The following is a 22,927-nucleotide window of genomic DNA, read 5'->3' on the forward strand; positions in this document are numbered from 1 at the left end:
TTATTTCTCGTTAAACAGGTATCCTGCCTGTGAGGGCGTGGAACACCCATCCTGCCTGTGATGGCTTTTGACAAACGATCGGTTATCTATTGTTATTCTCTTAAATTTTCCCATGCTAAAACGACGCCGGGTCCGATTTTCTGTTTTAATCAGCGTTTCAGTTTGCGTTATTGCGATCGGCTCTTTGGTTGCTGCGATGAAATGGATGGGTTTGGGCTCATTCCAGAAGGCCGGGCAGTCCCTGGAGGCAGCGAATTCCGAATCGCAAGTCAAGATGCTGGTGTCGCTGTCACCGAGCGAGCGATCGGCGAAATTAGTTGAACTCGCAGCCAGTCAGTCTGCAAGTACGAACCCGCAGCAGCAAATCTCCCCTCAAAGCCGCGCCCGCTACCTGCTTGCCAGCGATTTAATCCAACAAGGAAATGCGGCCAAAGCATTAAAATTATTGGACAAATTAGAGCAAGAATATCCGGTTTTAGCTGCTCACATTGCCTTAAAAAGAGCGCAAGCTTACCAATTGAGCGGCGACAAAGGCAAAGCCCAAAAAGCTTGGCAGGAACTGCTCAAAAACTATCCGAGCGATCCCGTAGCAGCGGAAGCTTTATATGTTTTAGGCAAGTCAAAACCGGAATATTGGCAACAGGCAATTACTGAATTTCCGGGTCATCCCCGCAGCGTAGAAATTGCCCTCGGCAAGTTAAAAGAAAATCCCAATCAGCCGCAGTTGATGCTGCTCGTAGCAAAATACGGTCATTATGTCAAAGACTACGGGACAATTTTGGAACAACTGGTGCAGCGAAACAGCGCCACTTTAAAACCGGAAGATTGGGAAGAAATTGCCTTTGGCTATTGGGAAAAACAAGATTACGGCAAAGGAGCTATTGCTTACGGGAAAGCCCCCCGCAACGCCAAAAATCTTTACCGAAAAGCTCGCGGTTTGTGGCTCGACGGAAAAATCCCGGAATCGAGAATTGCCTATCAAGAATTAGTGCGCGAGTTTCCCGATGCCGAAGATACTGGTTTGGGTTTAATTCGGCTGTCGCGACTGAGCGATCCAAAGGATGCGATGGTTTATCTCGATCGAGTTATTAGCAAATTCCCCAATTATGCCCCCGAAGCTTTGTTAGATAAATCCCAACTTCTCGACAAAGCACGCAGCGGTCAATCCGCCTCAGATACCCGCAAGTTGCTATTGACAAAATACAACAATTCTGATAAAGCAGGCGAATTGCGGTGGACGATCGCCCAGCAGTTTGCCAAAGGCGGAGATTTAAAATCAGCTTGGCAGTGGGCAAGAGAATTAACCACCCACAATCCCGACAGCGAACAAGCTCCAGAAGCAGCATTTTGGGTCGGAAAATGGGCACAGCAACTCGGCCGCCAACAAGACGCCAAGACTGCATTTGAGTACACTATCTTACGTTATCCCGAATCATATTTTGCGTGGCGATCGGCTGTACTTCTTGGCTGGCCCGTCGGCGACTTTACCACAGTCCGAGATTTGTCTCCCAATGTAGTCCGACCGCCTCAGCGCCCCGAACCAACTGCGGGTTCTCCTGCGTTGAAAGAACTCTATCAATTAGGTCAAGATAGAGATGCTTGGACGCTGTGGCAAATAGAATTTATCGACCGCGTAGAACCAAGTATTGCGGAACAGTTTACCGATGGTTTAATGCGAGTAGGAGTCGGAGACAATTTAGACGGTTTGTGGATGGTTGGTAGTTTGCGGCAGCGAGACCAACCAGATGATAGAACCCAATACCTGGAACTCAGACAGCAACCAATTTATTGGCAAGCACTTTATCCTTTTCCTTACTTAGAAACCATCGTCAAATGGTCGCAAGAACGCAAAATAAATCCTGTATTAGTAACAGCATTAATCCGGCAAGAATCGCGGTTTATGCCCGCCATCAAATCCTCAGTTGGCGCCACTGGTTTAATGCAAGTAATGCCGGAAACAGCAGCTTGGGTTGCCTCTCAAATCAGTCTCAAAAAGTATTCATTGGAGAATGTGGACGACAACGTTAAACTCGGTACGTGGTATTTAGATCACACTCACGACGAGTACAAGAATAACTCGATGTTAGCTGTGGCGAGTTATAATGCCGGGCCAACGGCAGTATCAGATTGGTTGAAGAGGTTTAATTTTAGTGACCCGGATGCTTTTGCGGAAAAGATTCCGTTTCCTGAAACGAAAGGATACGTGAAATCGGTGTTTGAGAATTACTGGAATTATCTGCGGATTTACAATCCAGAAGTTAATCAGTTAATGAGTGAGCATTATGCGGCTGCTCAGAAAAAAGCCAAGCCTTAGTAAATTTGGTTTAGGCTGTCAGAAGCCTGACCTCCCGTTCCACAAACAAATTTATTTGTTGTATTTATTGATTGTGGGGTGGGCTTCTAGCCCGGAACAGGCAAGATGCCCGTTCCACAAAAAAATTTATTTGTTGTATTTATTGATTGTGGGGTGGGCTTCTAGCCCGCCCTAAACGGACTCTCCGGCCCGTTCCACAAACAAATTTATTTTGTGTATTGATTTTGTGGGGTGGGCTTCTAGCCCGGAACAGGCAAGATGCCCGTTCCACAAATTGAAATTATGGAATTATAAAATAAATCAGCGGCATCCCAAGGAATCGCGAGTAGAAATCCCTGTTTGAGAATTAATACCGCTCGCTTTTGTGCACAATTCTTTAACTTGTGAGCCGTCCATAATTGCGTCGGTAAAGTCAGCGCCGGTGATATCAACCCCCTCAAAAGTAGAACGCAGCAAAATTGTTTCCGCTAAAATTGCATCACTTAAATCGGCATTAGTAAATTTAACTTGATCTATCATGGCATTAGTTAAATTGGCGCCGTGCAAATTTGCCTGAGTCATCACCGAAGCGCTCATAATTGCTCCCCGCAAATCGGCATTAGAAAAATTAGTCAAGTCCATATTAGCGTTAGAAAACTCGGCAGAGCGCAGCATTTGACCGGAAAAATCGCGTCTTGTCAGTTCGGCGTTGCTAAAGGACAACGGCGGAGCGTAATATTTAGATTGAGCCTGGGCTGGCTGCGGCAGGATGAAGATAGTTAGCGCCAAAAGGAATGCTGCTAGTTGCCGGAGTTTCATAAGTCTGATATTCTCGCAAGGTGGGTATTTCGTAGTGTATCCCGAACTTTGGTCGATCGACTAAACAGTTACAATCTTAATTAATAGTGATGGAGATGGAAAAAAAGATATGCTAAGTTTTTTCTTAACTTGGATAGTAGCAGCGGTTTCTCTGATCATTACCGCTAACATTGTACCAGGTATTTCGGTGGTTAGCTTTCCGGCGGCGATGGTGGCTGCTGTTGTTATCGGATTGGTGAACGCGGTTGTCAGACCGCTTCTTACATTGCTGACGCTGCCTTTGACCATTATTAGTTTAGGTTTGTTTTTATTCGTTGTGAATGCAATTTCGCTTTCCCTGGCTTCGTGGTTGGCGGATGCGTTCAATATCGGCTTTGCGGTTAACGGTTTTTGGCCGGCTTTGTTTGGTTCGATTGTTTTGTCATTCGTTTCTGGGGTGATTGGTCGATTTGTGAATGCCAATACTTTGTCTCAGTAATACATTATCCCAGATACTCGATCGGGCAAACTGCAACCGCTACTGTTACCGCAGAACCCGCCCTAACCCCTCCTTGTGAAAGGGGGGGATTTTTGCTGCGAAATATTTGTTTAGGGACTAAGAGGGGATTTGAACCGCCGATTAACGCAGATGGACGCTGATGATTGATGGATATCTGCGTATATTCGCGTTCATCTGCGGTTAAATTTTCTTCTCTAACTGCACAAAGTGCCGCAGCTTCTGCTACGCTGGGCGTCCCGACTGCTTTTGCTGCAATATTTGAAGGATTGGGGACTTCTACGGAACTTAAAATTTCAGCCGCAAAGGTTTTTAACGGCCAGTTTCGCTCTTGACAAAGTTCTAACAAGCCGACTTCACCTGCTTTAGTGTCTATTGTAGCAATACCTGCGATCGCACTTTCGGCTAAATGATAAGCACGACATACTTGTTTAATCGCAGTTTCGATTAATTCTCTATCTGTTCCGCGTTCGCAACCTATCCCTATCCACAACACTCTTGGATGCAACTGAACCTTTGGTAAAGCAGATTCCGGCGAAAATCTTCTCTGCGTAAAACTAATCCAAATTCGGGCTTTGATAGTTGAGAGATTTTCCCCCTCCCAATACAAAGAATGTTTTTCTGGCAGACTGTTTTGCCACAAAGTAGAACCCACTTCTTGAATTACTTCTACAGTTTCCCCTCTAGCAAGAGCCGCCCCCACTCCTGTCCAGTCACCTTCCCCGCGCCTCCAACCGCTGGGAAGGTCTAGCATATCTAAAGTAAATTCATCGCTCATTATTCAGTTATCTATTCTGTAGTTTCACTGCGACCGCCATCTGTCAAAAAATTAACACTCTGTTTATTCAAACTCATGGTATAATTGTATCACAAACTACAAAAAGTCAAACATTTAAGATGGTAGAACTAAATCAGTTAGTGTTAGAGCTTGAAAGCAACCTCAAATCGGAAGGAGTGAAAAAAGAATGGAAAGAGCGCCGGCCAAGTTGGGTGAGCGATGTGGCAGCATCAGTTAACCTGACATATCTATCAGAATTGCTAGTTGAATGGCAATCTAACTTGCAGGGTAAATCGGTGGATATTCAGTGGGAAGAGCGTCGGAACCGTTGGGTAGAAGAATGTCTGGCAGCATCGATTGTTCAAGAAGTATCAAGTTTATTGCTGGAACTAGAAACCAATATAAATTCGGAAGCTATGGCTGATGAATGGCAGCAGAATCGCGAGAATTGGGTACAGCAAATGCACAGGTTTAAGGAGTAGTTTTGAGGAGTCTGAGCCTGTAGATATGCGTTCCCAGGCTCTAAAATTTCCTAATGACTAATCACTAATTCTTCATCTTTCAGCAAAACCCCATTCAGAAAAATATCTGCGACTCCTTCAGCCATTTCCTGCATTTGCTGCCGAGAAGCATTCGGCTCCATAATCGTATTTTGACTGAAACCTGCGACTGCCAACATTCCCAAAAATACCTGAGCGATAATCTTCGGATTCATCTTTGAATAAACTTCTTTTTTCATCGCCGTTTCAAAAAAGCCTCAGCCACATCGCTCATTATAAAAAACCAACAGTCTAAATCAATAAAATTTGTACAAATATAGCACAAACTGCAAACAAGACAAAATTAAATATGGTAGAACTAAACAAATTACTGTTAGAGTTTCAAGCCCACCTAAACGGGGATGCAGTGACGGAAGAATGGAAAGAACGTCGCAACTGTTGGATGAGCGAGGTGTCAGCCACCTTTGACGAAAAACACCTAGCCAAATTGCTAGTTGAATTAGAATCAAATTATCAGCGAGAAGCGGTACAAAGTCTCTGGAAAATGATCCGTGAAAGTTGGATAAAAGAAGGTCATATAGCATCGACGCTTGAAGAAGTATCAAGTCTACTGCTGGAACTTGAAAGCAATACAACTTGGGAAGTAATGACGGATGAATGGCAGGAAAATCGAGAGAATTGGGTACAGCAAATGTACGAATTTATAGAGTAATAATTCACTTAATCAAAATCAACTTTCATGGTGAATGATGTCCCTCCTGTGCGGTTGATTGTCTCGCTTCCCTCAATGACTTTAAAGCCCGATCGCTCGTACAAACTCAGGGCGCGATTTGAGCTTCTGACACTCAGAGATACCGATCGATAAGAAACTTTGGCTGCTGACAACAAACGAGCCAGCAACTGCGTTCCTACACCCTGATTTGTATATTCTGGAAGAACGGCGATCGCCAATTCCGGGGTAGTATCGTCAACCCAGCCAAACCCCTTGTCATCCCCTGTCAACAAACGCAGCCACGCGGCTCCTACTGGCTGGCTCCCGTTCAATTCGATCGCTGCGAAGCCCAGATCGTTTGCACGTCCCCAATTCTGGACATATTTTGCAATTAAAGGATGATTCACAACCGCTTGCACCGTTGATTCGCCTTCTTCTGCCATGTGCGCCGCTTCATAGAGCATTTGCCACAGGAAAGGCTCGTCTTCCTGCGTTAGCGGCCGAATAGAATAGTGCAAAATTTTGCCCATAACAACTTTTCCCTGTTGCCCTAATTATTCATCTTTCTGCAAAACCCCATTCAGAAAAATATCTGCGAGTCCTTCAGCCATTTCCTGCATTTGCTGCGGTGAAGCATTCGGCTCCATAATCGTATTTTGACTAAAACCCGCGACTGCAAACATTCCCAAAAATACCTGAGCGACAATCTTCGGATTCATCTTCCGATAAACTCCTTTTTCCATCGCCGTTTCAAAAAAAGCCTCCGCCACCTCGCTCATTTTTCCGATGACTTCCAACTGAATTCTGTCGCGCAAATCCGGGTGAAATTGTGCCTCCAAAAAACACACCCGCATCATGTCGCTATTCTCGCGGATATTCAGCATCCGCCGCCGCATCACCTGAGCCACTGCTTTGTAACTGCCCATCTCGCTTAATTCAGTCAGCAAATCCGTCAGCAACTCCACCCATCCTTCCGTCGCCACCTCAATCAAAATCGCTTTTTTATTATCAAAATGCCGAAATAGCGTACCCTCGGCCACCCCCGCCGCCGCTGCTAAATCGCGAGTTGTCGTGCCGTCGTATCCGCTGCGGGCAAACAACCGCTGAGCGGCTTGTAAAATCCGCTTCTTGGTTTCTGTTTCAGAAGGAGGAGACTGATTAAAAATTCGCATGGCTTTGCAATCGGTAATTGGCGACTTGGAACTACGGGTTCGGGACTGAAGGGCTAAATAATGTTAAGTTTTAAGTTGTGCGCGGCTTTTATCCCAAACTTAAAACTCCTGGCCGGGCTCCAGACCCTTTTTGAGATTTGCTGTATCAGCGTAACATCTGCAGCGCAACAGATCGCTTATGCCTCCAAAAATCTTTATCCTGAGAAAAGAATCCCTGGCCACCGAGCACAAACATTTTTTTGTTTGACACTCCAAAATCTAAAATCTAAAATCTAAAATCGAATGACCCCGCAGTTCCAAAAACCCCGTGAAGCGAAGCTATCCCGTAGGGAATCGCCCGATCGCCAAACTCGATTCATAGCCTCCCTGCTGGCCGCTGTACTGCTGTGGTGGGGACTTTCCCCCGAAATAGCCCTCGCCCGCCCCAACCCCGCTAGCGGCTCCCAAGCAGTCTCTGTTCAACCGTCGCTCGATCGAGTAATCAGCCAAGTCAGCGAATTTAAGCTCGACAACGGTATGAAATTCATCGTACTCGAAAGGCCCAGAGCGCCCGTAGCATCGTTTCTGATTCACGCCGATGTCGGCGGCGCAAACGAACCCGACGGCCAAACAGGAGTAGCTCACTATCTCGAACATTTAGCCTTCAAAGGCACGCCAAAAATCGGCACTACCGACTACCAAGCCGAAAAGCCGCTGCTAGAAAAACAAGACCAACTCTTCGAGCAAATGCAAGCAGCCAAGGCCAGCGGCAAAACTGAAGAAGTCGCCAAATTAAAAGCCGAATTTGACAAAATTGAAGCCGAAGCTTCGCAATTTGTCAAGCGCAACGAACTCGGCAAAATAGTCGAACAAGCAGGCGGAGTCGGACTAAATGCCGCTACTTCCACCGACGCCACAATGTATTTTTACAGCCTTCCAGCTAACAAGTTAGAAATGTGGATGTCGCTGGAATCCGAGCGATTTCTAGAACCAGTATTTCGGGAATTTTACAAAGAAAAACAGGTAATTTTAGAAGAGCGCAGGCTGCGAACCGAGAATTCTCCGATCGGACAAATGGTTGAAGTTTTTGCCAACAAAGCTTTCTCTGCTCATCCCTACCGTCGCCCTGTAATTGGCTCCACTGAAGACATTCAAAACCTCCGCCGCAGCGACGTGCAGAAGTTTTTCGAGACTCACTACGTCCCCAGCAAACTGACTGTTGCGGTGGTAGGAGACGTGAAAGCTTCGGAGGTGAAGCGACTCGCTCAAATTTATTTCGGCCGTTACAAGGCGAAACCAGCGCCTCCAGAATTGCAGATTGTCGAACCTCCCCAAACGCAAACTCAAGAAGTCACGCTGCAATTAAAAACTCAACCTTGGTATTTGGAAGGATACCACAAACCGGCGATGAATCATCCCGACAATGCGATTTATGAAATGATTGGTTCTTTGCTCAGCGATGGCCGCACTTCTCGGCTTTACAAATCTTTGGTAGAAGAGCAGCAATTGGCGCTGGTGGCTCAAGGTTCCAGCGGTTATCCAGGGGAAAAGTATCCGAATTTGATGTTATTTTACGCTCAAACTGCTCCGGGCCGTACGGTTGATGAAGTAGCAGCAGCTTTGAGCAAGGAAATCCAGCGCCTGAAAACTGAGCCGGTTTCTGCTTTGGAATTGGATCGCGTGAAAACTCAGGCGAGAGCCGGTTTGTTGCGATCGCTAAATTCTAATATGGGCATGGCATTTGCGCTGGTGGACTATCAAGTAAACACCGGTTCGTGGCGAAATTTGTTCAAGGAATTGGATGCGATTGCGGCTGTTACTCCTGCTGACATTCAGCGTGTCGCTCAGGCAACTTTCCGCCCGGAAAATCGCACGATTGGTAAGCTTTTGTCACTGTAAGAAGTCAGTTGACTGTTGACTGTTGTCAGTTGACTGTTGTCAGTTGACTGTTGTCAGTTGACTGTTGGCAGTTGACTGTTGGCAGTTGTCAGTTATCTGTTGTCAGTTATCTGTTGTCAGTGGTGAGCTTTCCAGCGGACAGCGAACAGTCAACAGTCAACAGTCAACAGTTAACATTTGTCAGTCAACAGTCAACATTTGTCAGAATGTATAACTTAGGAGAAAGAATGAAAAGGACTAAATTGAGACTGAAAAAAGTAAAGTTATTTCTGCTGTCGCTTTGCTTTTTTACTGTTTCACTGGGCACGTTTAATTTGTTACCTTCCTTTGCAGCGGCACCGAAACACTACGACGAATTAACATTCCCGGCGGTGCCAGAAATTAAACTGCCTAAATATACTCGCTTCGAGCTGAAAAATGGTATCCGGGTGTATCTTATGGAAGACCGGGAACTCCCGTTAGTCGGGGGAACGGCGCTATTTCGCACGGGCGAGCGCTTTGAACCTGCCGATAAAATTGGACTCGGAAGTTTGACGGGAGAAGTGATGCGAACTGGCGGCACGAGCCGACATACGGCTGATGAACTAAATCAGTTGCTAGAACAGCGAGCAGCTTCGGTAGAAACGGGAATTGATGTTGCTTCTGGCACCGCTAATTTTAGTGCTTTAGCTGAAGATTTGGAACCCGTGTTTGACTTATTTTCGGAAGTGATTCGGGAACCAATATTTGCTAAGGAAAAGTTAGATTTAGCAAAAAACCAAACTCAAGGTGCGATCGCCCGCCGCAATGACGACCCTAACGAGATTACCGGCCGCGAGTTTGAAAAGTTAATTTATGGCGATCGCAGTCCTTACGCGCGCACGGTAGAATACAAAACCCTCGCCAATATTTCCCGCGACGATGTGGTGAGTTTCTACCAGAAATATTTCCACCCCAAGAATATGATTTTGGGTATTTCTGGCGACTTTGATACCGCTAAAATGCGATCGCTCGTCGAGCAAAAATTTGGCAACTGGCAACCGACTCAAAATGCAGAAGTGCCTGCGCTACCAAGGGTATCGCCAGCAAATGGGGGCGGCATATTTTTGGTAAATCAGCCGCAATTAAGTCAAAGTTACGTGCAAATGGGACATTTGGGCGGAATGCTCAGCAGTCCAGATTACGGTGCTTTGGACGTGATGAATGGGGTTCTCAACGGTTTCGGTGGCCGTTTGTTTAATAACGTGCGATCGCGCCAAGGCTTAGCTTATTCAGTATACGCAGCTTGGAGTCCGAGATATGACTATCCGGGGGTGTTTTTCGCTGGAGGCCAAACGCGATCGGACGCAACAGTACCGTTTATCCAGGCAATTCGCGCGGAGATCGATCGTATCCGCACCGAACCAATTACCCCGGCAGAATTAGCTTTTGCTAAAGATTCCACCCTGAATTCTTTCATCTTCAAATTTGAAAATCCTAGTCAAACTTTGTCGCGATTAATCCGCTACGAATACTACGGTTATCCCGAAGATTTCATTTTCCGCTACCGCCGCAGCATCGAAGCAGCAACAATTGCCGACGTGCAGCGCGTAGCCAAGACTTACTTGAAACCCGAGAATCTGGTAACATTAGTAGTGGGAAATACGGCAGCAATTCAACCGCCCTTATCGAGTTTGGGAACTTCGGTAAAAGTGCAATCTGTTGATATCACAATTCCCCCAGCAACTTAATTTATTTACTCGTCTACTCGTTACCAGGCAGAGCCTGGTAACGCAGCTCCGGAGGCTCTGCCTCCATTTTCGGAAGTATTTTGTAGGGTGCGTCGCTGCTGAAACTTCGCTCTTTCTTTGTGAATTTTCTTTCTTCGACGCACCTGACTATTGTGTGGTGCGTCGCTGTGAGATTGTCGCTCTTTCTTTGTAAATTTTCTTTCTTCGACGCACCCTACGGCTAACTACTGCCAAAAGTCCACAACGATCGGTTCCAACACACCCGGTGCGCCGCAATGGATGTGAAATGCGGTCACATTGGCCGCATCAACGCCCGACACTTGGAACTCAAAATTGCCGGAACTCAGATGGCGCGGGAACCGTAGCTTACCATAGGCTATGGATTGCACCTTGAGTTCTGGATCGGCTTCTTGGGCGGGATGTAAATAGGCTTCATACTCAGTGAAAGACCGATCGCCAGCGGGTGGATTCGCCGCGATCGCGGGTTATAATAGGGTCATCAGGACTAACAATGTACTGGGAGCATCTGTGCGCAAGCTTTTGTAGTGCGACGACGCAAGAGCTCCCTACATACTATAAGCCTGTGCGAGCACTTCAAGAGCTCGCACTTAAACAAAAAATGCTTTTTACTCTCCGCAGAGATGCTCCCAATGCACTGACCAAGACACCAATCAGAAATTTCATATTGCACTCCCTGATGAAGTTGACTAACTCTCCCAGTATGGAAACGGAATTCAGCGAAATCATTGGCAGTTTCTGATTAAATGTTACTGACTCAGAAGCATAGGAAAGACCGAATGACCCATTATGACTTGATTGTGTGTGGTGCGGGCCCAGCGGGGACGGTGGCAGCGACAACGGCTGCCCAGCGGGGGTTGAAAGTTGCTTTGCTAGAAAAATATTCCTTGCCTCGCCATAAACCCTGCGGTGGGGGAACGCCGGTTGCCATCCACCAAGTCCTCCAGGATCTGGTTCCTGATGCAGTGGTGGAATGCAATGTGCGGTATATGCGGCATACCTGGCAGTTTGGCGATCCCTACCTGGGGGCGATGAATCTGCCCGATAGCGATGACCACTATTCTCTCTGGATGGTGCAGCGGACTCTGTTTGACCGAGCTTTGGCTCTTCGGGCTGTTCAGGCAGGGGTAGAACTGCGGGATGGGTTAGCGGTGCGATCTGTGGAACTGGAATCAAGCCGGGTAACGGTGCGGGCAAAGGCCATGAAAGCCAATGGGGATTCTGGTCAAGGAGGGGAGTTTGTGGCAACGGCCTGCCAGGTGATTGGGGCAGATGGCGCGAATGGAATTGTGGCTAAGATTGCCAAGTTGCGACAGAATCCGGTGATCGCCCTGGGCATGGAAATCGAACTCCCCCACGCATGGGATGCCAACCACCCCATTCTCAAGCCCGACACGATCCATGTGGAATATGGTGCCATTCCCCGTGGCTATGCCTGGATTTTCCCAAAAGCCAATCACCTCAATATTGGCGCAGGCGTGTTCCATTCCCGCTATCGGGATGCCCGCCAGGATCCCAAGGCCCGTGGGGAAATTCAGCGCACGATTTTTGAATATATGGATCATTTGCAAATTCCCTACCACCGAGAAGCCTTGAAGTTTTATGCCCATCCCTTGCCCATCTGGAATGGCCCAGAACCCTTGCATACGACCGATGGACGACTATTGCTAGCGGGTGATGCGGCGGGGTTGATTAACCCGGTGTTTGGGGATGGCATCCTCCATGCGGTCAGAAGTGGCGTGATTGCTGGCAACTGTGTGGCCGAAGGGAAGGTGCACCAATATAGCGATCGCATCCATGCTGAGTTTGCCACCAACTTCGACGCCGCCCGTCAGCTCGCCTTTATGTTCTATCGCTTTCCCAAACTTTGCTCTAAATATGGTGTCAAACATCCCAAAGGCACCCGACTCGTCACCCGACTCCTGAGTGGCGATCTGGAATTCACCGGCATCCTAGGACGAAGCATCCGGCGGATTGGCATGGGTTTGGTTCAAGATCTATTCAGACCATCGACTGAAAATTCGGTCCTTTAGAATTCTTTTGAGAAAATCACTGGTCGATTCGATGCAATCAGGTTAACTTATGAATTACAAAGGAAGCTATACAGAAACTTTCGACCTATCCACCCCAATCAGGGAGCTATACAGAAAGTTTCAGCCTATCTACCCAAATCAGGGAGCTATACAGAAAGTTTCAGCCTATCTACCCAAATCAGGGAGCTATACAGAAAGTTCGATCGCGACGCACCCTACGGCTAACTAACGAACATCCCGCCCGTTCAAGCCAGCCGATCGGGATCGACACCCAACTCCCGCAACTTTGCCGCCAATACATCCGCCCGCTGGCGTTCCTGTTGAGCCCGCAGCCGTTCCTGCTGGGCCTGTTCCGAACTCCACAGCAGCAAATTTCCCTGCGAATCCCACCAGCGCAGCCAGTTAATAGTTTGGCCCAGCCGTTCCCCCGACCAAATCCCCAGCCACAAATCCAACTCAGGAATCCGCACCCGTCCCTCAGCATCAGCAGCCTGCGTTTCATAGGCTCCATTTTGCAGATACCGCACTTCCAGCTTGGGCTCGTAGGGGTCGTAGGTGACGTAGGTGGGCACTTGCAGAATCTGTTCGTAGAAGTAGAGCTTGCCGTAGGGAGGAGTCGATCGCACAGACAATTCGCTGTAATCTTCATTAGACAAAAACTCCATCACCACCGATACCGGCGCACCCTCCAAATTCGGCGTGTAGCTGCGGCGAATCGTCCCCTCAGCAACTGGATGCACTTGCGGCACGTAAAACCAATCCGGTGCTTTGACTACAATCTGCTTATTTACTGTCGCTACCAGTCCAAAATTGGAAGCGATGAGGGCGATCGGCCCAATGCGTCCAGCGGCTCCCAGAGCATCGGTGAGAGCGGCCGCAAGGGGTGGTTGTTGAATATTTTCCACCGGATCGTCGGGTAAAACAAAGTCGGCTGGTAAGGCTTCCCAGGTGACAGTTGGTGCTTTGGAACTCGATGGGATTTGAAGTACCATTAGCTCATACCATTTGAGATTTTATATTTTATATTTTAGATTGGAAAAGAAGGTGTTTGTAGTGATGATTAAAGTCCTCCTAAAACTCGCTCTGACTTTAGTCCTCACTACAAACAATCCTCAACTAAAAATCAATGCTCAAAGGCGCTCTCGGAAATGGAATCACATCCCGAATATTCCCCATTCCCGTCATAAACTGCACCAACCGTTCAAATCCCAAACCAAACCCAGCGTGAGGCACAGTACCGTAGCGGCGCAAATCCAAATACCACCACAATTCCTCCTTATTCATACCCTGCGCTTCCATGCGCCGCTCCAACACATCCAGCCTTTCTTCCCGCTGCGAACCGCCGATAATTTCCCCAATATTAGGAGCCAAAACATCCATTGCTCGCACCGTTTTCTCGTCATCATTTAAACGCATATAAAATGCTTTAATCCCGACGGGATAGTCGCTGACAATTGTCGGCTTTTTAAACAAGTCCTCAGCCAAATAACGCTCGTGCTCCGACTGCAAATCTAAACCCCAACTTACCGGAAAATCAAACTTTTTGTCTGCTTTTTCCAAAAGTGCGATCGCCTCCGTATAAGTAATCCGCTCGAACTGATTATTAATGATATTTTCAGCAGTAGCCAAAACCGTTTTGTCAATGCGCTCGTTGAAAAACTCCATATCTTCCGGGCAATGCTCCAAAACGTATTTAAAAATGTACTTTAAAAACGCCTCAGCCAGATCCATATTTCCCTGCAGATCGCAGAAAGCCATCTCCGGTTCAATCATCCAAAACTCAGCCAAATGTCGCGAAGTATTAGAATTTTCCGCTCGGAAAGTCGGCCCGAAAGTGTAAACATTTCCGAAAGCCAGCGCCATAACTTCCGCTTCCAACTGGCCGCTAACTGTTAAATAGGCGCGCTTTCCAAAAAAGTCTTTAGCATAATCAACCTCTTGCGAATCAGTGCGCGGCACATTCTTTAAATCAAAGTTGGTAACGGCGAACATTTCCCCCGCACCTTCGCAGTCGCTAGCAGCAATAATCGGAGTGTGAACCCACAAAAAACCGCGTTCTTGAAAAAATTGGTGTACCGCCGCCGAACAAGCATTGCGGACTCGAAAGACAGCACCGTGGGTGTTTGTGCGCGGCCGCAAATGCGCGATTGTCCGCAAAAATTCAAAGGAATGGCGCTTTTTTTGCAGCGGATAAGTTTGCGGGTCTGCATCGCCGTAAACTTGTACTTGTGAGGCTTTCAACTCAATTCGCTGTCCCTTCGCCGGAGATGCTACCAGCACTCCCGACACTTCTAAAGATGCACCTGTATTCAGTTGTTTCAGTACATTTTCAAAGTCTGGCAAATCGGAATTTATGACTACTTGCAAGTTAGCCATCGCCGAACCATCGTTGACTTCCACAAAGGCAAATTCTTTCAATTCGCGTTTGGTACGAACCCAACCTTGAACAGTTACAGTTTCGTCGGGTTCACCTGCGCGCAAAATTGCTGCAATTCGTTGATTTGTCATCTCCACTCCTGTTTATTTAATATTTATTTTGCACCATCTTTATCTCTTTTCTCTTCCTCTGCGCCCTCTGCGCCCTCTGCGGTAAATAAAAAAATCCTAAATCTCAACATAGTTCAACCTGCATAGGATTTCAAAATCCAACCGATCAAAATACCGAGTCCCCCAAAGCGAACTGCTTGCCAAAAAGGTTGTTTTATGCTTCCCCAAGAAAACAGGCTGCTTTCTAAATTCAACTCGATAGTTTCCAATTCTTGCTCAATTTCCCGCAATTCTTTTTTGAGTTGCGGCAATGGATTTGGGCGTCCCGACTGGCGGATTTCTTCGCGCCGATGGCCGAGTTCGACTTGGCGCTGTCGATCGACCTGAATTTGAGTGTACCGTTCTTTGACTGCCGCGAGCGATCGCTCTACTGCTGCGAGCGCTTGAACAAACTCGCTTTCTTGCTCTTCCGGATTTAACTCTGACGGCTGTTGAGGCATTTCGATCTGCAAACCTGACAATAATAATAAAAAAAACCGATTTCCAATTAAGTTGTTATTATATGCAGTATATTTTCTAAATTAACGAACTCTAGCCAAATAGAGATAAGTATAGCAACTTTATCGGCATTTAAAACGTTTTTAATTGCTGAAACCATTGATTTTATCGCATTTTCCTTCTTCCTTCTTCCTTCTTCCTTCTTCCTTCTTCCTTACCACCTATGCTTGAAACTACACAAACAACCCAAACTGTCAACCTCAACGAGCTGAGCACGGTAGAACTGGCCCAAGCTCTAGCCGCGCGCCTCGCCATCCACGAAAAAGATTGGCACCGCCTCAAAGCCAACCGTTCCGCGCGGGCCTGCGAGCAAGCTGCGGCCGCTTTGGTCTTTTTGCTCAAAAAACAGCCCGAAGAAGCTCTCCCGCGCTTAAACCAAGCAGCAGGATGGCTGGATCGATCGATATCTGCTCCTCCCTGTCCCACCCACGGCAAATAATTAGATTGCTTCGTTCTTCGTAACGCTTGGGGGTGTTGAGTTTTGGCTTGAGTAGTCGCTCAAAACTTAGACAATCGCGCCGCTCGATCGAGCAGCGCGATTGTGAGTTCAAAAGATTTATACTTTTTTAACTCAAAACTCACATTTTGCATTATGATCAGCTATCAATAGCCAGAACGTTCAAATTCTCACTGCAAACTTCAGCCCGAGAACGAAAAATTTTCCCGGTTTAGCTGAGGTTAAAACTGCTGCCAAATAGCAGTTCTAGCGCAAGCGAGGCAGCCGGTAGCGACTGGAAAGTTCTTTGCACAGCCGTAACTCTGTACCTTGAGCATTCCACTCTACCCGATCGAATATTTGGTAAAGAATAAACAACCCCCTACCACATTCCTGTTCCACATGAGGTAGTCCAGAGTCATCTGCAACGTCCTCTGCGAGGAGATTGTCGCAATCATCGGTATAAAGGTTACAACTGCAAGGGGCATTAAAGCCAGAACCTTCATCCGATATCACCCACCAATATTGGTTTTGGACGATCGAAAAACGGACTCCAACAGTTTTACCGGGGTCTAATTTGTTTCCATGCTTAGCAGCATTTACCAAAGCTTCTTGAAGCCCCAACCGCAATTCTGCTTGCCAGTAATCTGGCACCTCTGCTAGGAGCAGATCCAAAATAGGACAAAGGTATAGAGTAGAAGCGAAGCTAATCGTAATCCAATTGCGTCCGACGGGACGGGGTGAAATAGCAATCACTCAGAAAACTCCCTAACTTTCAGGTGGATAAAGTTCACACCCTGCATAGTTGGCTCCCTAGTATTCAAAATGCTAATTAATTGAGCGGCGCAGCTCTACTTCTATATTAGAGGATCAAAGCAATTAAGAACAGCAAACAACGTCACAAAATATTCAGGGATTCTGAGAAACTTCTGCAGAGAACCATCAGTAATTTTACTTATAACTTCTCCCAGCCACGAAATTTTTGATTTCAGCTTTTGCCAACTCGCAACGCTTAGGTTCGCTGCATCCCCCAAGCCGTCAACACCTTTTGAACAAACGATCCCCACCTGTAAAAGCTCGGAAATAACTATAAAAAAGTCGATCCCTTGACCCTCACCAATCAGGTTCGACCCTCGCCGCCAAGCTTTGCACCCATCGCCCCAGAGCTATCTCTTACCGCCACACAGCACAATCATCATACCTAGGTATGTTGCAGCCAAAACCCGATTTATTTTCCCAAATGCAATCGGGCAAAACATCTCCCCTTGCTACGCCCCTCACAAAATCAATATTCGTTACAAAACTTATTAATCCTGAGTGCGTAAGATCGCCAGCTCCCAACTCGCTCACATTGACGAATCCTTTGCTAGCGGAACCCCGGCGCGGATGCCAAACTTTATAAATCTGAGCGTCGCGATACAATAGTTAAAGTAAATAATTATTTCTTTACATCATGCAAACAACCCCAGCCATCACCACAGCCCCCATAGCCGGCACTTACTGGCAGTGGCGGGGGCATTCAGTATACTACGTTCGATCGAGCGCTCGGCATCCAGAACGCCCTCCCCTGCTGTTAATTCACGGTTTTGGAGCCTCCACAGACCACTGGCGCAAAAATATCAGCGGGCTGAGCAAAGACTTTGAGGTGTGGGCGATCGACCTGATCGGATTTGGGCGATCGGCAAAACCCGAATTACAGTACAGCGGCGACCTCTGGCGCGACCAACTCCACGACTTTATCACCAACATCATCGGCCGACCCGCCGTACTAGCCGGCAACTCCCTCGGAGGCTACGCCGCCTTGTGTGTAGCAGCCCAGCGCCCCGAATCAGCAGCCGGACTCATATTAATCAACAGCGCCGGGCCCTTCAGCGAACCGCAGCCCGCACCCGAAGCCCCGCCCTTGCAAAAAGCCATATCTGCAGTAGCTAAAACTTTATTTCAGCAAGATTGGGCAAGTTTTCTGCTGTTCCAGTACGTGCGCCAGCGATCGACAATTCGGAAAACCCTAGAAAAAGTATATCTCGACCAAAGCGCCGTTACAGACCAATTAGTAGAAGAAATATACCTTCCCTCCTGCGATCCCGGTGCCCCCAAAGTATTCGCCTCCGTATTCCGAACACCCCAAGGCGAAAAAATTGACGTATTACTTAGTCAATTAACCTGCCCGTTGCTAATGCTGTGGGGAGAAGGCGATCCGTGGATGAATTCCACAGAAAGAAGCGCCAAATTTCGCAAACACTATCCGCAGTTAACAGAACACTTTATCAAAGCTGGTCACTGTCCCCACGACGAAGTACCAGAACAGATAAACGAACTGATTCGCGCATGGATAATTGACCAATAGTCGATCGGCACATAAATAATTTTCCCCCGGCCATCTCCTCCCTCGGAGAGGGGGAAAATTATCCGATTTGGGGTAAAAATCTATGTATTGTGCCCACACAAACGCGGTTAATTTCTCTCACATCTTCTGAGGAGACGGAAACAATGGCCCGCAAAAAGACTCGCCGCAATTTTATATTGAGCAGTATAGCTGTTGCCAGCAGCATTGCAGGTGCTAAGGCGATCGAACAGCAGGATCGGGAAATCGCAGCCGCACCCACTAACAAGGCGGCCGCCACAGTAAAAATGCCAGAACGAGTGTTAGGCAACACCGGGGTGAAAGTGCCGATTTTCGGTTTGGGAGGGGCCGGACAAACACCGCTGTCGCAGCCGGGAAGAGAAGCAGAAGCAGCGGTGCAAATTGAACGCGCGATCGAACTAGGCATTCGTTATTTTGACACGGCGGCCGAGTACGGGCCCAGCGAAGAAAACTTAGGCAAAGTTTTGCCACCATATCGATCGCGCCTATTCCTAGCCACAAAAACCTCCGCCAGAGACAGAGATGGCGCGTGGAGAGACTTAGAGCGATCGCTCAAAAGATTGAAAACCGATCGGATCGACTTGTGGCAACTCCACCACGTCTCATTCCAAGCCGAATTAGACCAAATTTTCAGTGCCAAAGGAGCAATAAAGGCGATCGAAGAAGCCAAACAGCAAAAAATAATTCGTTTTTCCGGCATCACCGGACACCACGAACCTGCTATCATTGTGGCCGGCTTGGAGCGCTATCCTTTCGACACAACATTAATCTCCCTCAACGCCGCCGAAAAACATCACCCGCGCTCCTTTGTTACCAGCGCTTTACCAGTAGCCAAAGCAAAAAACATCGGCGTCATAGCCATGAAAATACCAGCTTACGGCAAATTATTTCAGAACGGTGTTTTAGATGGAATGCACCAAGCAATGGGCTACACGCTTTCACTTCCCGGCGTGCACTGCTGCGTCATCGCCGCCGACTCAGTAAAGCAATTAGAAGAAAATTTCAAAGTCGCCCAAGCATTCAAACCCCTGAACACAACAGAAATGGCAGCACTTGAAAAACGCACCGCCGCCGCTTGGCAAGAAAATACATTTTTCAGACAGTGGACTTAAAATACCAACTCCAAAATCCCTTTTTTCCTCTGTGTTCGTTGTGGTGTATTTGTTGTGGCGCGGGCGTCTTGGCGGTGAATCATCTTATGTGCGATCCTCTTCGAGGGCTTCGCTAACGAACGACTGCAATCAAATTGTTTTGTAGTGAGAACGTGACTACTCATAAAACTAATAAGCTGTCAAACATCTAAACTGCATTAACTAAGTTACCTTTGTTTTTTATTTTTCGGTTCCATTTCATAATTAGTTCTCCTTCATTTAACAGTTTATGTAACAGTGATTCTAGTTTTTCAAGTGATTCAAATAATCTATTAGCAACATATTCCTTGGCAGAATGCCATACTAATTCAACTAAATTATAATCCGGGCTATACTTGGGCAAAAACTCTATGATTAAATTCGGCATCTCTTCGGCTATTTTCTGCAAAGTCGCTGCTTTTTTATGAAAACTAGCGTTGTCCAAAATTATCACAAACTTACAGCCTTTATCTTTAAAATCTTCCGCTAAATTTCCTTGCAATATCCACTCTGCTCTTAAATCTCCATAAAAATTTTTCAGCACTGCATAAAAATTAGCCTAATTCCCAGATGGAATAAAATCTACCCATCTTTTTTTGTCTGAATATCTCACTCCACCCATGACATTGATACGACCCTTTCGTCTGTCTCCTCTTTTGTTGCTTCGAGTTCCTTTTTTACACCAGTTTTTCCTTCTAATCACTCTTAAACTAAATCCACTTTCATCCCAAAACCATACCTGCAAAAGCTCGGGAGATTCTTTTTCAATTCTTAGATAGTCAGCTAATTTATTTTTAAATAAACTCCTTTCTACGGTATCTTGCTTATCCTCTAAGCTGTATTTCGCCCAGAGGTAAACATACTTTTTTGATTTTAAAATCCTCCTTACTTGGGTACTACTCAGCTCAATTCCCGTCTTCTCTCCTAGATATATTGCCAGTCTAGCTGTTGTCCATCTTCCGAACTCATAGCCATATTTCTCAGGCTCTACGTCAACTGTTTCTAAAAGTAAATTAATGTATTGTTCTGTGGCTTTTCGGTAATTACCCTTCATCCTATTATCTTTAAAAGTGTCTAAATTATCAGGATCACCATGAATGCTCCAATAAGCAATCTTTCTCAGAGAGCATCCTATTAGTTCAGCAGTTTGAGCTTGTGTATTTCCGCTATTTAGCAATAAAAAAATTAAGGCTCTTTGCCGAATGTCTGGATGCTCATGCTCCTTTAATACTTGTTGAAGAGTTGCCCTTGTCTCGGAAGTCAGGAAGTTTTTACTAGGCATTGGCTTTTTCTAAATATGGTCATATTGTATGATACAATATGCGTTTTAGATGCACAACAGCTTAGAACTCAACTCCTCATTACAAACCTACAACGTTTATGTTAGCGAACTTTCTTTGATCGGCGGTGAAAATATAGCAACCGCCAAGCCGGTTAGGACATTTTAAATTGCTGAAACCATGGCGATTCTTGCATCTTCCTTTTTCCGACTTCCCTCGGACTTCTGCTATACCTCAAATAAAAAACAAGGCGACCCAACCAGGTCGCCTTGTTTTTTATCATAAAATATGCACTTTGTCAACAGCAAAGAGCTACTTTTTTTTCCGTTTAGCCTTATCTAACCGCCTGCGATCGCGCCACTCAACAGAAGTCAAATAAGCGACCCCGCCAGTCACCGTCACCAGCAGTACAAAGGCCACTAAAACTAGAATATTAGCAATCGAAAATTCCACAACCCCTCTTCCTCTGATTTTACATTTTCTACTTTCGATTTTAGATGAAAAATGTTAACAATTAACAGTTGAATTTTGACGGCTAACTGTTAATTGTTAACACTCGATTCAAACTGCTGGCAAATCTTCCAAAATTGTAAACCTCACATGATTAATTGCCAGAGTTCCCACGGAAACATCCTCCTTGTTCAAAGGAAGACCGCCGCTCGTGAGACGTTGAAACCGAATTCCCTTGCCAATTTCTACGTGATACCAAGCCAAGCCCATAAAAAATCGCAAAGGATAAGGGCCTCTGTCTTGAATATCATCAGGATTAGATTCCATCGGCACCCAGCCAAAACCCGGAATGTAAAATTCCAGCCAAACGTGATTGAAATCCGGCTCCAGCGACACACCTTTTCTGTCAGCAAAAGCCGGACACTTGTAGCGCCCGATCGTGCGGCAAGCAATCCCGTTTAACCTAGCCAAAGCCAACAACAAGCCCACGTACTCGCCACAAGAACCGATGCCCCGGCGCAGCACAATATCGGGAGTGTCAATGTGAGGCCTAATCCCGTAAGAAAGTTGGTCGTAAACAAAATTGCGAATGCTCAGTAACTGCCTCAGAATATTAGTTTCTGAGCCAATGGCAGCCACAGCAGCCGATCGCACAATCTCCGTATCCATAGCCAAATTGTCATTATCCACCAAATACTTAGCGGCAAACTCTGGGGACAGCTTCGGAACCTTTTCGACATCCCGAGGCGACAACTGATACTTAATCGATCGAACTTCTAACAAAGCCTTCCAGCCAAAAATTCGGCGTTCCCCAGGGTGCAGCCGATCGAACTTAAACACCGCCACCCGTTCTCCTTCCTGAATTTCCTCAGTAAAAGGCATTCCGATAGGCGTAACACTCCTTACCTTTTGCCGGTGAGTTTCCGAAGGCAAAGCAATCCGCCACTCCAAATTTTCGATTTCTACCTCATCGAGAGGAGACAGTTCCTCCACATAAGACATTTCCATCAAAAAACCGTTTGACAGAGCGTAGCGGTCAGCTTCATTGTAGTAAAAAGACAAAGGCTGAATAAAAGTGCGATCGCGCTTCGTCAACTGAAAAGGATCTTCCGAATTCGGGTCGTCCCGGATGTAAAGTTCATCCCCGGCATAAGCCACGTACAGAACCTCCTCTCCGGTCTCGGAATCTTTGTGAAAAGCCAAACCAGAAGGCAACTCAAAGGGAGTCAAAACACTAAATTTAATCTCCCCAGTTCCCCGTTCCAAACAGTAAACAGTTTGCTCAGTCTTGTCGCAAACCCAAAGTTCCTCATCCCGGACAGTGATATTTTCCACCCCAATACCGGGAGCGTAAAACCGAGTAATTTCCCGACCCGTTTTCAGGTCAAAAACCAGAATAGAACCCAATCTCTGGCAAGTGACATAAAGCGTAGATTTCCAAACAGCAATCCCGTCAGCAGGATAAGAAAGCGAAACAAAATGTTCCGGCTTGAGTTCAGCGATCGCCCCGTCCCGAATTGCGCCCCGACAGCAACAAATATCCTCATCCCGCGCAAACCAGAGAGTATCTTCCGAAATAGCCAGTCCGGTTGCGCCCGCAAACTTAGCCGTTTGATAAGGATTCAAAACAGTAGTGTTGTCACTTTCTCTATCGATCTCCAATAGCAGCCCTTCGGCGCGATCGACAGCGAACAACCTATTTCCTAAAAAAGCAATGCCGTGCAGTGCCAAGACTCCGATGGGTCTTACCATCCGCAGCCCCGAAGGCTGTTTGTCCGAGAGAACAGGTGAATCGAGATTCATGCTAAATTTC

Annotated in this window: 20 protein-coding genes and 2 pseudogenes; 10 read left to right on the plus strand and 12 right to left on the minus strand. The window is 46.7% G+C overall.

The window, feature by feature from the left end; genetic code table 11:
* The first annotated feature begins 112 nt into the window (after positions 1 to 112).
* Positions 113 to 2,314, plus strand: coding sequence for a transglycosylase SLT domain-containing protein (locus QUB14_RS01885; protein WP_333213957.1), 2,202 nt, complete (start codon positions 113 to 115; stop codon positions 2,312 to 2,314).
* 300 nt (positions 2,315 to 2,614) lie between these two features.
* Here QUB14_RS01885 and QUB14_RS01890 read toward each other — a convergent pair whose 3' ends face one another.
* Complete coding sequence (locus QUB14_RS01890; protein WP_333213959.1) at positions 2,615 to 3,112, minus strand: pentapeptide repeat-containing protein; 498 nt, start codon at positions 3,110 to 3,112, stop codon at positions 2,615 to 2,617.
* 109 nt (positions 3,113 to 3,221) lie between these two features.
* On the opposite strand from QUB14_RS01890, the gene QUB14_RS01895 reads away from it, so the two are divergent.
* Entirely contained in the window at positions 3,222 to 3,590 is a 369-nt protein-coding gene (locus tag QUB14_RS01895; RefSeq protein ID WP_333213961.1) for a phage holin family protein, read from the plus strand.
* Between the two features lie 4 nt (positions 3,591 to 3,594).
* Here the strand turns inward: QUB14_RS01895 and QUB14_RS01900 are convergent, their stop codons facing one another.
* Complete coding sequence (locus tag QUB14_RS01900; RefSeq protein ID WP_333213963.1) at positions 3,595 to 4,386, minus strand: cobalamin biosynthesis protein; 792 nt, start codon at positions 4,384 to 4,386, stop codon at positions 3,595 to 3,597.
* A 119-nt stretch (positions 4,387 to 4,505) separates the two neighbouring features.
* On the opposite strand from QUB14_RS01900, the gene QUB14_RS01905 reads away from it, so the two are divergent.
* Positions 4,506 to 4,868 (plus strand): hypothetical protein, encoded by a 363-nt coding sequence (locus QUB14_RS01905; RefSeq protein WP_333213965.1) that lies wholly within the window; start codon positions 4,506 to 4,508, stop codon positions 4,866 to 4,868.
* 50 nt (positions 4,869 to 4,918) lie between these two features.
* On the opposite strand, the pseudogene QUB14_RS01910 reads toward QUB14_RS01905, so the two are convergent.
* A pseudogene (locus tag QUB14_RS01910) lies at positions 4,919 to 5,160 on the minus strand (TetR/AcrR family transcriptional regulator); the annotation flags it as partial.
* A gap of 75 nt (positions 5,161 to 5,235) precedes the next feature.
* Between QUB14_RS01910 and QUB14_RS01915 the strand changes: the two are divergent.
* The gene (locus QUB14_RS01915; protein WP_333213967.1) at positions 5,236 to 5,598 is read left to right on the plus strand and encodes a hypothetical protein; all 363 of its coding nucleotides are present in this window, start codon (positions 5,236 to 5,238) and stop codon (positions 5,596 to 5,598) included.
* Between the two features lie 8 nt (positions 5,599 to 5,606).
* Here the strand turns inward: QUB14_RS01915 and QUB14_RS01920 are convergent, their stop codons facing one another.
* Both QUB14_RS01920 and QUB14_RS01925 read right to left on the minus strand, forming a co-directional pair.
* Positions 5,607 to 6,128 (minus strand): GNAT family N-acetyltransferase, encoded by a 522-nt coding sequence (locus QUB14_RS01920; RefSeq protein WP_333213969.1) that lies wholly within the window; start codon positions 6,126 to 6,128, stop codon positions 5,607 to 5,609.
* Positions 6,129 to 6,152: 24 nt separating this feature from the next.
* The gene (locus QUB14_RS01925) at positions 6,153 to 6,770 is read right to left on the minus strand and encodes a helix-turn-helix domain-containing protein (RefSeq protein WP_333213971.1); all 618 of its coding nucleotides are present in this window, start codon (positions 6,768 to 6,770) and stop codon (positions 6,153 to 6,155) included.
* Positions 6,771 to 7,052: 282 nt separating this feature from the next.
* On the opposite strand from QUB14_RS01925, the gene QUB14_RS01930 reads away from it, so the two are divergent.
* From QUB14_RS01930 to QUB14_RS01940, 3 genes are all read left to right on the plus strand, one after another.
* Positions 7,053 to 8,648 carry a pitrilysin family protein gene (locus QUB14_RS01930; RefSeq protein WP_333213973.1) on the plus strand — a complete coding sequence of 532 codons (1,596 nt, stop codon included), beginning with the start codon at positions 7,053 to 7,055 and terminating at the stop codon, positions 8,646 to 8,648.
* A 227-nt stretch (positions 8,649 to 8,875) separates the two neighbouring features.
* Positions 8,876 to 10,357 carry a pitrilysin family protein gene (locus tag QUB14_RS01935; protein WP_333214220.1) on the plus strand — a complete coding sequence of 494 codons (1,482 nt, stop codon included), beginning with the start codon at positions 8,876 to 8,878 and terminating at the stop codon, positions 10,355 to 10,357.
* Positions 10,358 to 11,154: 797 nt separating this feature from the next.
* Positions 11,155 to 12,408 carry a geranylgeranyl reductase family protein gene (locus QUB14_RS01940; RefSeq protein ID WP_333213975.1) on the plus strand — a complete coding sequence of 418 codons (1,254 nt, stop codon included), beginning with the start codon at positions 11,155 to 11,157 and terminating at the stop codon, positions 12,406 to 12,408.
* A 245-nt stretch (positions 12,409 to 12,653) separates the two neighbouring features.
* Here the strand turns inward: QUB14_RS01940 and QUB14_RS01945 are convergent, their stop codons facing one another.
* From QUB14_RS01945 to QUB14_RS01955, 3 genes are all read right to left on the minus strand, one after another.
* Positions 12,654 to 13,400: a Uma2 family endonuclease gene (locus QUB14_RS01945; protein WP_333213977.1), complete on the minus strand. Its 747-nt coding sequence runs from the start codon at positions 13,398 to 13,400 to the stop codon at positions 12,654 to 12,656.
* Positions 13,401 to 13,524: 124 nt separating this feature from the next.
* Positions 13,525 to 14,916: an asparagine--tRNA ligase gene (gene asnS / locus QUB14_RS01950; RefSeq protein WP_333213979.1), complete on the minus strand. Its 1,392-nt coding sequence runs from the start codon at positions 14,914 to 14,916 to the stop codon at positions 13,525 to 13,527.
* Between the two features lie 113 nt (positions 14,917 to 15,029).
* On the minus strand, positions 15,030 to 15,395 hold the full coding sequence (locus QUB14_RS01955) for a DUF2203 domain-containing protein (RefSeq protein WP_333213981.1): 366 nt from the start codon (positions 15,393 to 15,395) through the stop codon (positions 15,030 to 15,032).
* Positions 15,396 to 15,616: 221 nt separating this feature from the next.
* Here QUB14_RS01955 and QUB14_RS01960 point away from each other — a divergent pair, with 221 nt between their 5' ends.
* Entirely contained in the window at positions 15,617 to 15,892 is a 276-nt protein-coding gene (locus QUB14_RS01960) for a DUF6439 family protein (protein WP_006631172.1), read from the plus strand.
* Between the two features lie 264 nt (positions 15,893 to 16,156).
* Here QUB14_RS01960 and QUB14_RS01965 read toward each other — a convergent pair whose 3' ends face one another.
* Positions 16,157 to 16,645, minus strand: a complete 489-nt coding sequence (locus QUB14_RS01965; protein ID WP_333213983.1) for an anti-sigma regulatory factor — start codon at positions 16,643 to 16,645, stop codon at positions 16,157 to 16,159.
* Between the two features lie 697 nt (positions 16,646 to 17,342).
* On the opposite strand from QUB14_RS01965, the gene QUB14_RS01970 reads away from it, so the two are divergent.
* Together QUB14_RS01970 and QUB14_RS01975 are read left to right on the plus strand one after the other, a co-directional pair.
* Positions 17,343 to 18,236 (plus strand): alpha/beta fold hydrolase, encoded by an 894-nt coding sequence (locus tag QUB14_RS01970; protein WP_333213985.1) that lies wholly within the window; start codon positions 17,343 to 17,345, stop codon positions 18,234 to 18,236.
* Positions 18,237 to 18,325: 89 nt separating this feature from the next.
* Positions 18,326 to 19,366 (plus strand): aldo/keto reductase, encoded by a 1,041-nt coding sequence (locus QUB14_RS01975; protein ID WP_445251802.1) that lies wholly within the window; start codon positions 18,326 to 18,328, stop codon positions 19,364 to 19,366.
* 187 nt (positions 19,367 to 19,553) lie between these two features.
* On the opposite strand, the pseudogene QUB14_RS01980 reads toward QUB14_RS01975, so the two are convergent.
* The 3 genes and pseudogenes from QUB14_RS01980 to QUB14_RS01990 form a co-directional block, all read right to left on the minus strand.
* Positions 19,554 to 20,666: pseudogene (locus QUB14_RS01980) on the minus strand (IS630 family transposase).
* Positions 20,667 to 20,976: 310 nt separating this feature from the next.
* The gene (locus QUB14_RS01985; protein ID WP_190660773.1) at positions 20,977 to 21,117 is read right to left on the minus strand and encodes a hypothetical protein; all 141 of its coding nucleotides are present in this window, start codon (positions 21,115 to 21,117) and stop codon (positions 20,977 to 20,979) included.
* 108 nt (positions 21,118 to 21,225) lie between these two features.
* Positions 21,226 to 22,917, minus strand: coding sequence for a transglutaminase domain-containing protein (locus tag QUB14_RS01990; RefSeq protein ID WP_333213987.1), 1,692 nt, complete (start codon positions 22,915 to 22,917; stop codon positions 21,226 to 21,228).
* Positions 22,918 to 22,927: the final 10 nt, after the last annotated feature.

The organism is Microcoleus sp. B3-D2 (assembly GCF_036705345.1).
Lineage (GTDB): Bacteria > Cyanobacteriota > Cyanobacteriia > Cyanobacteriales > Microcoleaceae > Microcoleus.